Origin of the sequence: Gordonia tangerina, assembly GCF_021556435.1 — a bacterium.
In the GTDB taxonomy this organism is placed as follows: Bacteria; Actinomycetota; Actinomycetes; order Mycobacteriales; family Mycobacteriaceae; genus Gordonia; species Gordonia tangerina.
This window is the reverse complement of sequence record NZ_JAKGCU010000012.1, coordinates 36,646-50,542: the sequence shown is the minus strand read 5'-3', so window position 1 is coordinate 50,542 and position 13,897 is coordinate 36,646. Positions and strand designations below refer to the sequence as shown.

The following is a 13,897-nucleotide window of genomic DNA, read 5'->3' as shown; positions in this document are numbered from 1 at the left end:
GATGACCGGACCCGAGATGACCGACACCGACTACCGCCATGGTCCGGGCCGTGTGCCCGTGGCCTTCGACGTGACCGCGCCTCTGCCTGAGGGGACCACCGTCCTCGAGGCCAGCGCCGGCACCGGTAAGACCTACGCGATCGTGGGTCTCGGCGCCCGGTTGATAGCCGAGGGTGTGCCGATCGACAAGCTGTTGCTGGTCACCTTCAGCCGCGCGGCCACCGCCGAGCTGCGCGAGCGGATGCGAGAGCGCGTGGTGGAACTCATTGCTGCGCTGGCAAGTCCGGAGGACGGCCCGGATCACGCGGACCCGCTGGTTGGCTACCTGGCCGACGGCGAGGTCGGCGAGGTGACCCTTCGTCGGGAACGGCTGGTACGTGCGCTGTCGGATTTCGATGCGTCCACCATCGCGACCACACACACCTTCTGCAACCGCATGCTCGATGCCCTGGGCTTCCTTGGTGAACGAGAGATGATCTACGAGATCGTGGAAGACGTCGATGATCTCGTCGACGAAGCCGCGCTCGATCTCTATCTCCGCGGCTACGCCGGCGCCGACCGCCCCGATTTCTCACTCGGGGACGCGACCGACATCGCCCGGGACGCGATCCGGCAACCGGCCACCGCGCTCGCACCGTCGGAGACCGACCTCGGCGATGCCGATACCCCCGAAGCGATGGTCGCGCACCGCCGGGTGCGGTTTGCCGCACGTATCCGCGAGATCGTCGAAGAACGCAAGCGGACGTCGCGTCTGCGCACCTATGACGACTTGCAGATGATCCTGTTTCGGATCGTGACCGATCCCGTCGTGGGGGCGGCGGCATGCACACGTATCCGCGCGATGTTCGACGCCGTGCTCGTCGACGAGTTCCAGGACACCGACCCCCAACAGTGGGAGATCGTCCACCGCTGTTTTCACGGCAGCCGGAGACTGGTGCTGGTCGGTGATCCCAAACAGTCCATCTACGGTTTTCGCGGTGCCGAGGTGCTCAGCTATCTGCAGGCGGTACGGTCTGCCGATTCCCTACGCGTCCTCGATGTCAACCGACGCTCCGATGGGGCTCTGGTGGACGCCCTTGCCCGCCTGCACGGTGGCGCCGAACTCGGGCACGGTGACATCGTGGTGCACGAGGTCACTGCGGCTCGATCCGGCAGCCGACTGCACGGAGTGCCGCCGGTGCGGTTGCGCGCGCTGCCGCGGCGGGATTTCACCGTGCTCAACCGAAGCGGTTTCCCCGCCGTCGGCGCTGTCCGCGACAAGGTCATCGCCGACGTCGCGGCCGACATCGCCGGACTGTTGGCATCGAAGACGACGATCGAGGCCGACGGGGCGGTGCGGCCGGTGGAGCCCGGTGACATCGCCATCCTGGTGACGCTCAACAAGACCATCGCACCTCTGCAACAACACCTGCAGGCCCATGGCGTCGCGGCGGTGATCGGATCGGGCACCAGCGTCTTCCACACCGCCGCGGCGCGGCAGTGGCTGGCGGTGATCCGGGCGGTCGAACAGCCGGCGCGTACCGATTTGGTGCGCACGGCAGCGCTCGGGACCTTGATCGGCTGGGACGTCGACGCCCTCGCCTGCGATGACGGCGCCGGCATCACCGACCTGGCGATGAGTCTGCAGAGCTTCGGGCACGTCTTCGCCGAGGGCGGATTCGCGGCGATGGCACAGCGCCTGATGAGCCGCATGCGGGTGGCCGAACGTGTGCTCGCCGGGCCCGACGGGGAACGCGAGCTGACGGATCTGATCCAGGTGGCCTCACTGTGCAACGTCGAGGTCATGCACAGTGGGTGCGGGCTCAGTGGGCTGGTCGAGTGGCTCGCCGACCGCATCGCCGACACCACCCGCTGGCAACGTCATCAGGATCAGACGCGGCGACTCGACCGCGACACCCAGGCGGTGCAGATCATGACCGTGCACCGCAGCAAGGGTTTGCAGTTCCCGATCGTCTACGTGCCGTTCGCATGGGATGGGGCGCGCAATGCGAATCGGGCCACCTTCACGTTCCACGATGCGCACGCCGAGCGGGCGCTCGATGTGGGCGGGACCGAGGCGCCGGGCCATCGGCAACGGTGGCAGCGACATGAGAGTGAGGCGGCGGGGGAGGAGCTGCGGCTGCTCTATGTTGCCCTGACCCGAGCGCAATCGCAGGTCGTCGCGTGGTGGGCTCCGGCGTATCACACGCGGAACTCCGCACTGCACCGCCTGTTGTTCGGGCGCACAGCGGGATCGTCGGTAGTGCCCGAGAGCTTCGACGTCCCCGACGACGACACCTGTGCGCGAGTGCTGATGGGTTATCGCCTCGACGGTGCCATCAGCGTGGAGGTGGCCGGCCGCGATGGTGACAGTCGCATCGACCCACCGGTGCCGGCGCCACCGCCAACGGGGCTGTCGGCAGCCCGATTCGACCGGACCATCGACCAGAGCTGGCGTCGCACATCGTATTCCGCCATCGTTGCCGGTGCAGGACATGGCCATCCCGCGGTGCTGGAATCGGGCAGCGAGTCCGATGCGGACCTGATCGCCGACGAACCCGCCGAGCCGGGAGAAGCCGTGCAGATAGCCGGTGGACAACCGACCGGCACCCCGTCGTTGATGAACGGCATGCCCTTCGGTGCGGCCTTCGGCACGCTGGTGCACGAGGTGCTCGAGTATGTCGACACCGCCATGCCAGACATGGGCGCGCACGTCGCGGACCTGTGTGGACAGGCGATCGCTGCGCGGATGCTCGACGTCGACGTGGAACGTCTCACCGCAGCATTGGTCGGAGTGTTGACCACGCCACTCGGCTTCGGTGACCTGTGGTCGGTCGGACCACGGGATCGCCTCGCCGAGATGGAGTTCGAGTTCCCGCTGGCCGATGGTTCGGCGACCGGCGCGGCGGTGACGACCGCCGCGATCGCCGACCTGATGGACCGGCATCTCGTCGCCGACGATCCGCTGGCCGGATACAGTGCCCAGCTGCGCGCGCTGCCGCCGCAACGCCTGCGCGGGTTCCTGACCGGCAGCATCGACTCGGTGTTGCGCACTCCTGCCGGCCGCTTCGTGATCGTCGACTACAAGACCAACCGCTTGCGGCCCGGTGAACTCAGCGCCGAGGACTTCGATCGCATGTCGATGGCGGCCGAGATGTCGGCGGCCAACTATCCGCTGCAGGCGTTGCTGTATTCGGTTGCGTTGCACAGATACCTGCGATGGAGGTTGCCCGGATACCAGGCGGGCGAGCACCTCGCCCCGGTGCAATATCACTTCGTGCGGGGGATGGTGGGACCGCGCACGCCGCCCGGTTGCGGCGTGTTCGAGTGGGCGGTGCCTCCTTCCCTCGTCGAGGACCTGTCGGGTTTACTGGCGAAAGGCGACAGATGAGCGCAGCCGAGACCGCCGACCGCCCAGCCGACCCGCGGCCGGCCCGCACGGTGAACGATGCGCGATCGTTCGCCGGAGCCGAGGGCGCGTTGGCGACCCTGTGCCGTTCGGGTGTACTCGACGCGGCAGACCTGCACATCACGCAAAGGCTGGCCCGATTGTGTGGCGAACCGGTGGGCGAGGTGGCCCAGGTTGGAGCGGCCCTGGCCGTTCGTGCGGTGCGATACGGGTCCACATGTCTGGCCGTGTCACGGGTGGCCGAGATCGTCGGTCCCTGGGCCGAAACGGTGTCGCCGGACCTGCCGGCGCCGGAGGAACTGATCCGCGCGCTGACCGACAGCGCGCTGGTGCGTGGCGCCGGGACCGGGCCACTTCGGCCGCTGGTTCTGGCCTCCTCTGCAGATGGCCCACTGCTTTACCTACGCAAGTACTTTCGCCAGGAGCAGCTGATCCGCGAGGCGCTGATGGCGCGAGAGCAGACACGTCCGGATGTCGATCCGGCTGCGGTCACCGAGGCTGTCGATGACGTGTTCGGGCCTGCCGAGGCCGGATCGGTGGACCTTCAGCGAGTGGCCGCGCAGATGGCTGCGGTGAGCTGGACGCTGGTGGTCGCCGGCGGACCGGGCACCGGCAAGACGTACACGGTCGCGCGGATTCTGTCGGTGCTCGATCGGCTGGGCGGCGGTTCGGTCCGGATCGGGCTGTGCGCGCCCACCGGTCGGGCGGCCGCGCAATTGCAGGCGGCGGTGTCGGCGGACGCCGCGGCCCCGGCGTCGGTGCACGCGGTGACCGTGCACTCACTGCTCGGCTGGCGGCCCGGTTCGACCCCCCGATATGGACGCGGAAACAAGTTGCCCTACGACGTGGTGGTGGTCGACGAGACGTCGATGCTCTCGATGACGGCGATGAGTCGACTTCTGGATGCGGTACGTCCGGACACGCGGGTGATCCTCGTCGGCGATCCGCATCAGCTCGCCTCGGTCGAGGCCGGTGCGGTACTGGCCGACCTCGTCGACCGGGAAGGCGGTATCGCGCCGCTCCCGCTGCCAGAGGGGATCGGATCGGCGGTGCCGGCCGGCCTCGCCGATCGTGACCGGGTGGAACGCGGCGTGGTGACGCTGCAGCGCGGCCATCGGTTCGGCGGGGGGATCGCAGAGGTTGCCGGGGCCATCAACCGTGGAGATGCCGACGCCGTGGTCGCCCTGGTGACCGACCCGGATCTCACCGAGGTCAGCCTGGTGTCGCCGGACGAGTTGGACGGCGTGCGGGCCGACGTGGCGGCCTGGGGAGCAGCGATGTCGAGTGCAGGCGCGCTGGGCGATGCACCAGCCGCGCTGGACGCCCTCGACGCGCACCGGGTGCTGTGTGCTCACCGCGATGGCAGTTGGGGTGTGCAGGGCTGGTCGCGTCGGGTGGTGGACTGGTTGGCCGAGGGTGACACGGACAGCGGGCACGGCCGATCGCCGGCCATGGGGTCGAGCTCACCCGGCGGCGTCTGGGCGGCGTCGCCGACCGCGCACCCGGGCGAGCCGCTGTTGGTGACGGCCAACGATCGGCAGACCGCGACCTTCAACGGTGACAGCGGTGTGGTGATCCGCTCCGGGAACACCCTGGAGGTGGTCTTCCGGCGCGGCACCGAGATCCGGCGCCTGCATCCGACTCGTCTGGCCGATGTGGTGCCGTTGTATGCCATGACGATCCACCGCAGCCAGGGCAGCCAGTTCGACGGGGTCACCGTGGTGCTACCGCCGGAGGGGTCGGAGTTACTGACCCGAGAACTGCTCTACACCGCCGTGACCCGAGCTCGCAGACACGTCCGGATTGTCGGTTCCGCCGACGTGTTGGCCGCGGCCGTGCGCCGCCGGGTCCAGCGTGCAAGTGGGCTGCGTTCGCCGGTCGCGGTCACGACGCCGTAGGAATCCGGGGGAGTCGACAGCTGAACCTGCGCGGCTGGAGATCAGCAGATCTCGATCCCGCCCGGTACCAGATCGCGCCGGATGAAGTTCTCCGAGGCAAGCAGCCGGTCGCGTCGCTCCGGCGGGAGTGCCATCAGCCCCTGGATGGTACGGCTGCGTCGGACCTCGGTGCGGTGTGCCGCGATGGCCGCCGCCTTGCGCTCCCCGTACCGTCCGACATCCAGCGTGAGGTCGATGCCCTCTGGTGGGGTACCGGGCAGGTGGTCGCGACGCACGGAGGCGAACAGGTCGTCGCGCACGTCGTCGACCATCCAATCGGCGATTGTCACGAAGTACACCGATCGGGTCTGCCACGCGTCGCCGGCCGAGCGGTACAGGCGGGGGCTGGCGGCGGCGTCGGCGGCCACCGAGGCCAACCGGTGGGCGTGGATGTGATCGGGATGGCCGTAGATTCCGATGGCGTCGTAGGTGACGATGGCGTCGGGACGCAGCCGCCGGATGTGCTCGACCATCGTGCGCACCGCCGAATCGAAGGGCGCCGCGCAGAATCGCTGCGCTCCCGGAGCAGATTCGGGTACCCGGTCGTCGGCGTACCCCAGCATGATCGGTGGGCCGGGCAACCCGAGTTCGTGCATCGACTCGATCAGTTCGCGATGCCGGTGCGTGCCGTCGGCCCAGGTGCACATGATGAGGTCGGCGGCGCCACCGCGCGCCGTGTGGTGCGCGATCAGGCCACCCGTCCACAACGCTTCGTCGTCGGGGTGCGCGTGCACGAACAGCAGACGAGGAGCTGGCATTCACCGGTCTTTCGATGGTGCGGCGGGGCATCGGCCATCGATACCGCGGTGCGCGTTCGAGCACCGCACAGCGGTCGACCCACCCAGATTAGCCAATGGGGTGGTCGGTAAACTGCGGCTTCGTCAGTGACGGTTGAGCGGAGGTCGATCATGACTGGTCAGACAGAGGTTCGTGAGTTCCAGGCCGAGACGCGGCAGCTGCTGGATCTCATGGTCCACTCGGTGTACTCGAACAAGGACAGCTTTCTTCGGGAGCTGATCTCCAACTCGTCGGATGCGCTGGACAAGCTGCGGTTGGAGTCGCTGCAGGACAAGGAACTCGACGTCGACGCGGGGGACCTGCACATTCAACTCGAGGCAGACCCCGAGGGGCGGACATTGGTGGTCCGCGACAACGGCATCGGCATGTCCCGCGACGATGTCATCAACCTGATCGGTACCGTCGCGCGCTCGGGCACCGCGGAACTGCGGCGCAAATTGGCCGAGGTGAAGGACGCCGCGGCCAGTGAGGAGCTGATCGGTCAGTTCGGCATCGGTTTCTATTCGACCTTCATGGTCGCCGATCGGGTCACCCTGGTGACCCGCCGTGCCGGTGAGGCCACCGGGACCCGCTGGGAATCGACCGGCGACGGCACGTACACGATCGACGATGTCGCCGACGCGCCCCAGGGGACGTCGGTCACCCTGGCGCTCAAACCGGTCGACACCGAGGATCATCTGTACGACTACACCGACGCAGCAAAGCTGCGGGCCTTGGTGAAGCGCTATTCGGACTTCATCGCGTGGCCCATCCGGATGGACGTCGAGAAGCCGGTCGCATCCGACGATTCCGGCGAGTCGACGGGCGAACCGCGGACGGACGAACCGAAGACCGAGGTCGTCACCGAAACCATCAACTCGCAGAAGGCGCTGTGGGCCAAATCTGCCGACGAGGTCACCCAGGACGAGTATCACGAGTTCTACCGGCATGTCAGCCATGCCTGGGATGAGCCCCTCGAGGTCATCACGGTCAAGGCCGAGGGCACCTTCGAGTATCAGGCGCTGCTGTTTATCCCGACCCAGGCGCCCTTCGATCTGTTCATGCGGGAGCGATCTTCGGGAATCCACCTGTACGTCAAGCGTGTCTTCATCATGGATGACTGCGAAGAGTTGATGCCGGAGTATCTGCGATTCGTCAAGGGTGTCGTCGACGCCGCGGACCTGTCGCTCAACGTGTCGCGGGAGATCCTGCAGCAGGATCGCCAGATCCGGGCCATCCGCCGACGGCTCACCAAGCGGGTCATCTCCACCGTGGGTGATCTCCGTGACTCGCGTCCGGACGACTACCGGACGTTCTGGGAGAACTTCGGTCGGGTCTGGAAGGAAGGCCTGGTCAACGATTTCGACAATCGCGACGCCATCCTCAAGGCCTCCTCGTTTGCCTCCACCGATTCCGCGGACGGCCTCACCACGCTCGCCGACTACATCGGCCGGATGCGAAGCGGTCAGGACACCATCTACTACATGACCGGCGAGAGCCGACAGCAGATCGAGAACTCCCCACATATCGAGGCGTTTCGCGCCAAGGGCGTCGAGGTGCTGCTGCTGACAGATCCGGTCGACGAGATGTGGGTGACCAGCGGACTCGAGTTCGACGGGAAGTCGTTCACCTCGATCGCCAAGGGAGCGGTAGATCTCGACTCGCTCGATGACACGGAGTCCGACGAGGACAAAGCCGACAAGGAGAAGAAGTCCGAGGAGTTCGCCTCGCTGCTCGAGTGGCTGGCGGAGACATTGGCCGACGACGTGAACGAGGCGCGGTTGTCGTCTCGGCTCACCGATTCGGCCGCCTGCCTGGTGGGCGACACCTTCTCGATGTCACCACAGTTGGAGAAGCTGTACCGCGCATCGGGTCAGGAACTGCCCAAGAGCAAGCGAGCGCTGGAGGTCAACGCCGATCACCCGCTGATCGTCGGCCTCAACAACGCATTCGGCGTCGGCGAGGACCACAGTGCCCTGGTGCCGACGGCGAAGCTGCTCTACGGTATGGCCGTCATCGCCGAGGGTGGCGAGCTGGGCGACCCCGCCGAGTTCGCGAAGCTGTTGGCGGGCAATCTGACCGAGACTCTCCACACCGAGAGTCAGAAGTAGCGAGCCGTCCGCGGCACCTCTCGTCACGCACGGTGGATGTGCGTGGCGAGAGGATGGTGTTCTGGCGGCTCCAGTAGCAGCGCGACACCGTCGAGCGTGTCGCCGTAGGGCGCTGCGATGGTGACGTCGGGTGTGGTGGTGCCGATCAGCTCGATGAATCGTGTACGGACCAGGTCGTTGTTGGTCAGGACATTGCCCATCCAGCTCACCCGGGATGACTGCCCGGTCCGGGGATCGCTGCGCCGCAGGGCGGCTCGGACGGAGTCGGCGAGTTCAGCCGCGGCGCGCTGGAGGATGTCGACGGCGACGGTGTCGTCGGTGCGTGCGGCGGCCGACACCTCTCGGGCGAATCCCGCGATGTGGGCGACCCGCTCGGGATCCGCCTGCAGCGCCATGTACAACTCGGGCAGTGGACCGAACGTGGCGTGCGCCGACTGTTCCAGTGGCGTCGGTGCGCCGCGCCCGTCGTAGGCGCGCAAGGCGGCGTCGAGCCCGGCGCGTCCGATCCAGTAGCCGCTGCCCGCGTCGCCGACCAGATGCCCCCAGCCGTCGACGCGTGCGACCCCACCGTCACCGACACCTAGCGTGACCACGCCGGTGCCCGCGGCGATCACCGCGCCCTTCTCGAAACGGTTGGCGGCCAGGTAGGCCGAGACCGAGTCATGCGCCAGCGCGACCGTGTCGGGGCCGACTCCGGCGAGGGCGGCCAGCAATTCGTCCGGACGGGTGGCCTGCGGGGTGAGTCCCGATACGCCCGCCGCCACCGCACCGACGTCGGCACCGGTCGCGGAGATGACATCCCGCGCCACCTCGGCGATCTGTGGAACCACAGGACGATCGGTGTAGATCGGACCGGCGTTGTGTTCGCTCGTGCCATCTCCGAACACTCGGATGCGGGTGCCCGTCTGGCCGCCGTCGATCGCCATCCGTTGCCGGCCGCTCATCGGTCCTCCCATCAGCGCCGAAACTGATCCTCGGGCCTCAACGTACTACGCGAAACGACTCATCGGCGCAGGTGCTCAGGCCGCGGCGTCCTCGGCGATGGTCAGCGCGACGAGATCCGCGTCGTTGGCGCGATGCACCGGCTGCACGGGCACGTCGTGCCGTCGGGCGGCGGCGATCAGCTGGCGCGCCCAGGCGAGATCGTCATCGGAGACACCGTCACGACCCGGGCGGGAGATCAGGAACGCGACCGACTCGGCCTCGAGCGCCTCGATTGCCTCGCCGAGGGTGAACAGGAGCGGATCCACCTCTACCGGTTCAGGTGTCGGTGGCAGGGGCAGCCAATTGAGAACCTTCAACAGACGTCGGTCGGGTCCGACGAAGGCGAACCATAGTCGCGCGCTTCCGAATCCGAGCGGCCCCATCAGAGCGCGCCAGCGTTGGCGCATGTCGTCGGCACCGACGATCGGGTCATGAGCGGTCTCGATGGCGGGGATCGTGCTGTCATCCGTTGTCATGATCAGATCATCGCTGTCTTCCGAACGCAGCCGTGGTTCGTTGTCCACAGGTTGCCGACGCTGTTCATGGCTCGGTTGACTCGTGCCCTCGGATGGCCGAGGATGGTCGGCTCGACCTGGCAGACTGGGCGTATGGGTGTGCTCACGCCGTTGGCGGTGAAAATCGGTTCGATCAGCTGGATGCCGCGCTATCTACCGCAGATCGTGGTGGTGGACAGCGCGCTGCAAAAGCTGACGGGGCAGCGGGTGACCCTGCTGGATGTGGCCGGACTGCCCAACATCACGCTGCGCGTAGCGGGCCGTAAAAGCGGGATTGTTCGGTCGACCCGACTGCTCGCGGTACCGGACGGAGCGGGTGCGTGGTTGATCGCCGGCTCGTACTTCGGCGGACCTGACATGCCCCAATGGGTATTCAATGTGCGTTCGGCCGACACCGTGGAGGTGGGGCATCACGGTACCGTCTCCGCGATGCGGCCACGTGAACTCGACGGTGACGAACGGGTGCGCGCCTGGCGGACATTGGTGAACGTGTGGCCCAACTTCGACCTCTACGTCCAGCGCACGCAACGTCGGATACCGGTGTTCCGGCTGGAGCCGGTCGCAGCCAACTGACCGGCTCCAGCACCGGCACAGTTCAGGCGCCGCGGAAGTCGGGGCGGCGCTTCTCGAAAACTGCGGTGACCGCCTCGGACAGATCCTCACTGGGGAGGAACGCGGAGTTCCATGCGGCGACGTAGCGCAGACTGTCCTCGACGCCGGCGCGGCGGCTGTGGTCCAGCACAGCCTTGATGCCGTTGACGACGAGCGGGGGATTGGCGGCGATCTCGGCAGCGGTCGCCCGGGCGGTGTCGAGGGCGGCGTCGCGGTCCGGGAGTACTTCGTTGACCAGTCCGATGCGTGCGGCGTGGGCCGCGTCGACATCCTTACCGGTCAGTGCGAGCTCACGAAGGTGGCCGTCACCGATGATTGCCGGCAGGCGGGCGAAGCTACCGACGTCAGCAACCATGGCCACCCGAACCTCGCGGACGCTGAACTTGGCGTCGGCGCTCGCGTACCGGATGTCGACAGCACTGATCAGATCGACTCCGCCGCCGATGCACCAGCCGGCGACTGCCGCGATGACCGGCTTTCGACAGTCGGCGACTGCGCTGATGGCGGCCTGCAATCGTCGCAGGTTGTCGTGGAACTCGGTGCGCGGCCGCGCTTTCGCCCCCTCGGCGAGTACGGGACCGAGGTCACCACCCATGGCGGCGAGATCCAGCCCGTAGGAGAAATGCGCCCCCGAGCCGGCCAGGACGACCGCACGGACGTCGTCGTCACGGTCGAGCTGCGCAAAGATCTCCGGCAACTCACGCCAGAAATCCGGTCCCATCGCATTGCCCTTGCCTGGCCCGGTGAGTACGACCTCGGCGACGTGGTCGGAAACCGACACCTCGAACGCTTTCCACTGTTGTTGATCGCTCATTCTGAGAAGGCTACCGGGCCGCACCTGCGGCTATGCCGGGTGTCATGGGATCGCTGCGCGCAGTCGGCGAGCGCCTGCCGGCGGAATTCGGTCGTACGCCCGATCCTCGAGGACTTCTCGGTCGATCTCAGATGAGCAGCTGAGCGAAAGCGCGAAGCACACTGCTGCGGGGATGGGGTGGGGTGCGGAATATGCGAAACGCCCACGCCCTGAGAATCAGGTGATGGAGAGCCGCAATGGCATGACGCGCGAGGGCGACGGACCTCGGTGAGGCTGCAGCCCCTGTTCCCTGAGGAGCGTCCGAGATTACGAGGTCGCGTCACGAAGGGTGCTCCCACGCAACCACTCTCACGCAGGACAAGGTGTCACACCCCGCCGCTATCCTGTACCCAACACCTCACCGATCAAGTCCATCCACACCCCTCCCGCAGCACACCAAAGTTGTCAGACCTGACCGATAGTCTGATAGCAGTTCGATTCCCCACCAACGTTTCCCGCCGAAAAGGGAGGAGTCCGGAAATCACTTACCGATCCCTGAGGAGCGATCGAGCTTGCGAGGAAGCGTCACGAAGAGCCCACCACCGCAACCACACTCACGCACGAAAAGTTGTCGGACCCCGCCGCTATCCTGAACCCAACAGCTCACCGAACGAGTCCATCCCCATCCCACCCGCAGCACTCCAAAGTTGTCGGACCCTCCCGATAGTCTGATGGCAGTTCGATTTCCCACCAATCCATCCCGACCTCAGAGGCCGTCTTCGCTGGAAAGGAGTGTTTCGTGTTCACGTTCACCGACCGTGCTGCCGACGACGCTCTGCTGGCCTCGAGCAGTCTCGATGAGTTGGCGCAGCATGGTCGCGATTTGTTGCGGTTGAGTAATCAAGCCCAAGCAATCGCGATGCAGATCGCCCGTCAGATCGGTCAATCCACTTACAACGAGCGCATCACCGGCTACAACGATTTCGTTCCGAACCGCATCCGCAATGCCGCGGACAAGGCCGCGAAAGGCGAAATCTCGCTGCAGTTGGGTATTTCTAGACGTCAAGCCGGCGAATGGGTCGGTCTCGATGAACTCCTCGACGAACACCCCAAGATCCGTGACGCCTTCCGCGCCGGCGACCTGAGGCCCCACCGACTGGGCGTGGCCATCCGCGGCGCCGCCACCGGCCCCACCGGCGACCTGCGAGCACGACTGGGCGAACTCGCCGGCAACGCCGAAACCACCGACAAACCCGACACCGAGAGCAAGGATGTCGAGGAGGAACTCACCCTCGACCTCGACGACCCCGCAGCCGACCTCGATCCCGACACCGACGGTGACAGCACTGACGACGTCGGCTCCGACGAGGCTGGTGATGCTGCGGCCGACACCGACCCCGATCCTGTTACCGACAATCCCGCCGACGAGGATGAGCCGTGGGATTTCGATGATGTGGTGCTCGATCTGGCCAGCCGACCCACCACCGACACTGCACTGCGCGATGATCTCGACGCGATCATCATCAGTCTTGATCCTGATCGGGCGGCCCAGACCCGCGAGGACATCACCGATCTGTTCGGGGATGTGACGATCGGTAACGAAGCGTTCGGTCACATGACCGTCGACGCCTGCATCCCCGCCGAACACGGCGTGCACCTGCGTGACCGCATCAGCGCCCTCATCGGACGACGGGTCTGCCGCCGTGATGGGCGCAGCATCAAAGCCCAACGCGTGGCCGCGTTCGCCGAGATCATCAAAGCCCCCGGCGCGAAATTGCGCTGCCACTGTGGCGACGACACCTGCCCCGCCCGCCAGACTCGTACCAGCAACCGGGGGCAGGCCACGGATGCCACCCCGAGTTCGGTCACCGACAGTGAGCGCGACTCGTCGGTCGACACCAGCACGGCTCACGACGCCAGCGCATCGGGCCAAACCGCCGACGAACCCGCGACCGGTGGGCCTGACGCGGCAGAAGAACAGCCGATCACCCTCGCCGACATCGACGAAGACACTGCCGTCGACAGCGACAGCGACTCGAACATCGACAACAACGGCGAGAGTAGCCAATCCGGCACCGGAACCAATGCCGTTGACACCACTCAGGATGCCGCGCCCTCCCCGAAACCGCGACGAGAGTTCATCACCGCACCACCCGCCGAACACGACACCGACGTCGCCGACGCGGAACCGGCCGACGACTCCGCCGAAACCGACAGCGACTCCGACTCCGACTCCGACCTCATCGTCCCCGGCCTGACCCTGCTCCACGACCCCACCGGCCTCGACCCCACCCGCCTGATGGGCTACGGCGCCATCGACCCCGCCCACGCCGCACGAATCGCACCACACGCCACCACCATCACCGCCCGCCCCAGCGAAACCCGCACCGCCAGCGGACTGATCATCTTCGGCAACCGCACACCGGCCCCACCGATCGACCTGACCGGGCACGGTGGGTTCGCCGCCCCACCACCTGGGGCGCTGACCTACAGGCCGTCAGCCGCGTTGCGGGCGGAGATCATTCAACTGGACCGGCGTTGCCGCTACCCCTACTGCGGCAGACCATCCGAGGAATGCGAACTCGACCACCTACACAAGTTCTGTCATACCGACCCGTTGGCCGGTGGCTGGACTGTGGGGTTCAACCTCGCACCCCTGTGCCGACCCGACCACGACCGCAAACACGACGGGCCGTGGATACCGACCATGCACACCGACCGCACCATCACCTGGCGCAACGCCCGCACCGGCCAGATCATCGTCACCTACCCCAGGTGAT

9 protein-coding genes are annotated in these 13,897 nt (G+C 66.8%); 5 read left to right on the top strand and 4 right to left on the bottom strand.

What is annotated here, in order from left to right:
- Nucleotide 1: 1 nt before the first annotated feature.
- Entirely contained in the window at nucleotides 2-3,370 is a 3,369-nt protein-coding gene (locus tag L1892_RS13940) for a UvrD-helicase domain-containing protein (protein WP_372475072.1), read from the top strand.
- Nucleotides 3,367-5,286, top strand: a complete 1,920-nt coding sequence (recD, locus tag L1892_RS13935; RefSeq protein ID WP_235724206.1) for an exodeoxyribonuclease V subunit alpha — start codon at nucleotides 3,367-3,369, stop codon at nucleotides 5,284-5,286. The genes L1892_RS13940 and recD overlap by 4 nt, the downstream gene beginning before the upstream one ends.
- A gap of 41 nt (nucleotides 5,287-5,327) precedes the next feature.
- Here the strand turns inward: recD and L1892_RS13930 are convergent, their stop codons facing one another.
- Entirely contained in the window at nucleotides 5,328-6,083 is a 756-nt protein-coding gene (locus tag L1892_RS13930) for a PIG-L family deacetylase (RefSeq protein ID WP_235724205.1), read from the bottom strand.
- A gap of 150 nt (nucleotides 6,084-6,233) precedes the next feature.
- Here L1892_RS13930 and htpG point away from each other — a divergent pair, with 150 nt between their 5' ends.
- Nucleotides 6,234-8,213: a molecular chaperone HtpG gene (gene htpG, locus L1892_RS13925; RefSeq protein WP_235724204.1), complete on the top strand. Its 1,980-nt coding sequence runs from the start codon at nucleotides 6,234-6,236 to the stop codon at nucleotides 8,211-8,213.
- A 23-nt stretch (nucleotides 8,214-8,236) separates the two neighbouring features.
- On the opposite strand, the gene L1892_RS13920 is transcribed toward htpG, so the two are convergent.
- Both L1892_RS13920 and L1892_RS13915 read right to left on the bottom strand, forming a co-directional pair.
- Nucleotides 8,237-9,157, bottom strand: coding sequence for an N-acetylglucosamine kinase (locus tag L1892_RS13920; protein WP_235724203.1), 921 nt, complete (start codon nucleotides 9,155-9,157; stop codon nucleotides 8,237-8,239).
- 75 nt (nucleotides 9,158-9,232) lie between these two features.
- A complete protein-coding gene (locus L1892_RS13915) occupies nucleotides 9,233-9,673 on the bottom strand; it encodes a hypothetical protein (protein ID WP_235724202.1) in 441 nt (146 codons plus the stop codon).
- A gap of 132 nt (nucleotides 9,674-9,805) precedes the next feature.
- Between L1892_RS13915 and L1892_RS13910 the strand changes: the two genes are divergently transcribed.
- Nucleotides 9,806-10,285 (top strand): nitroreductase family deazaflavin-dependent oxidoreductase, encoded by a 480-nt coding sequence (locus tag L1892_RS13910; protein WP_235724201.1) that lies wholly within the window; start codon nucleotides 9,806-9,808, stop codon nucleotides 10,283-10,285.
- A 22-nt stretch (nucleotides 10,286-10,307) separates the two neighbouring features.
- Here the strand turns inward: L1892_RS13910 and L1892_RS13905 are convergent, their stop codons facing one another.
- A complete protein-coding gene (locus tag L1892_RS13905) occupies nucleotides 10,308-11,138 on the bottom strand; it encodes a crotonase/enoyl-CoA hydratase family protein (protein WP_235724200.1) in 831 nt (276 codons plus the stop codon).
- A 778-nt stretch (nucleotides 11,139-11,916) separates the two neighbouring features.
- Between L1892_RS13905 and L1892_RS13900 the strand changes: the two genes are divergently transcribed.
- Complete coding sequence (locus tag L1892_RS13900) at nucleotides 11,917-13,896, top strand: hypothetical protein (RefSeq protein WP_235724199.1); 1,980 nt, start codon at nucleotides 11,917-11,919, stop codon at nucleotides 13,894-13,896.
- The last annotated feature ends 1 nt before the right edge of the window (nucleotide 13,897 follow it).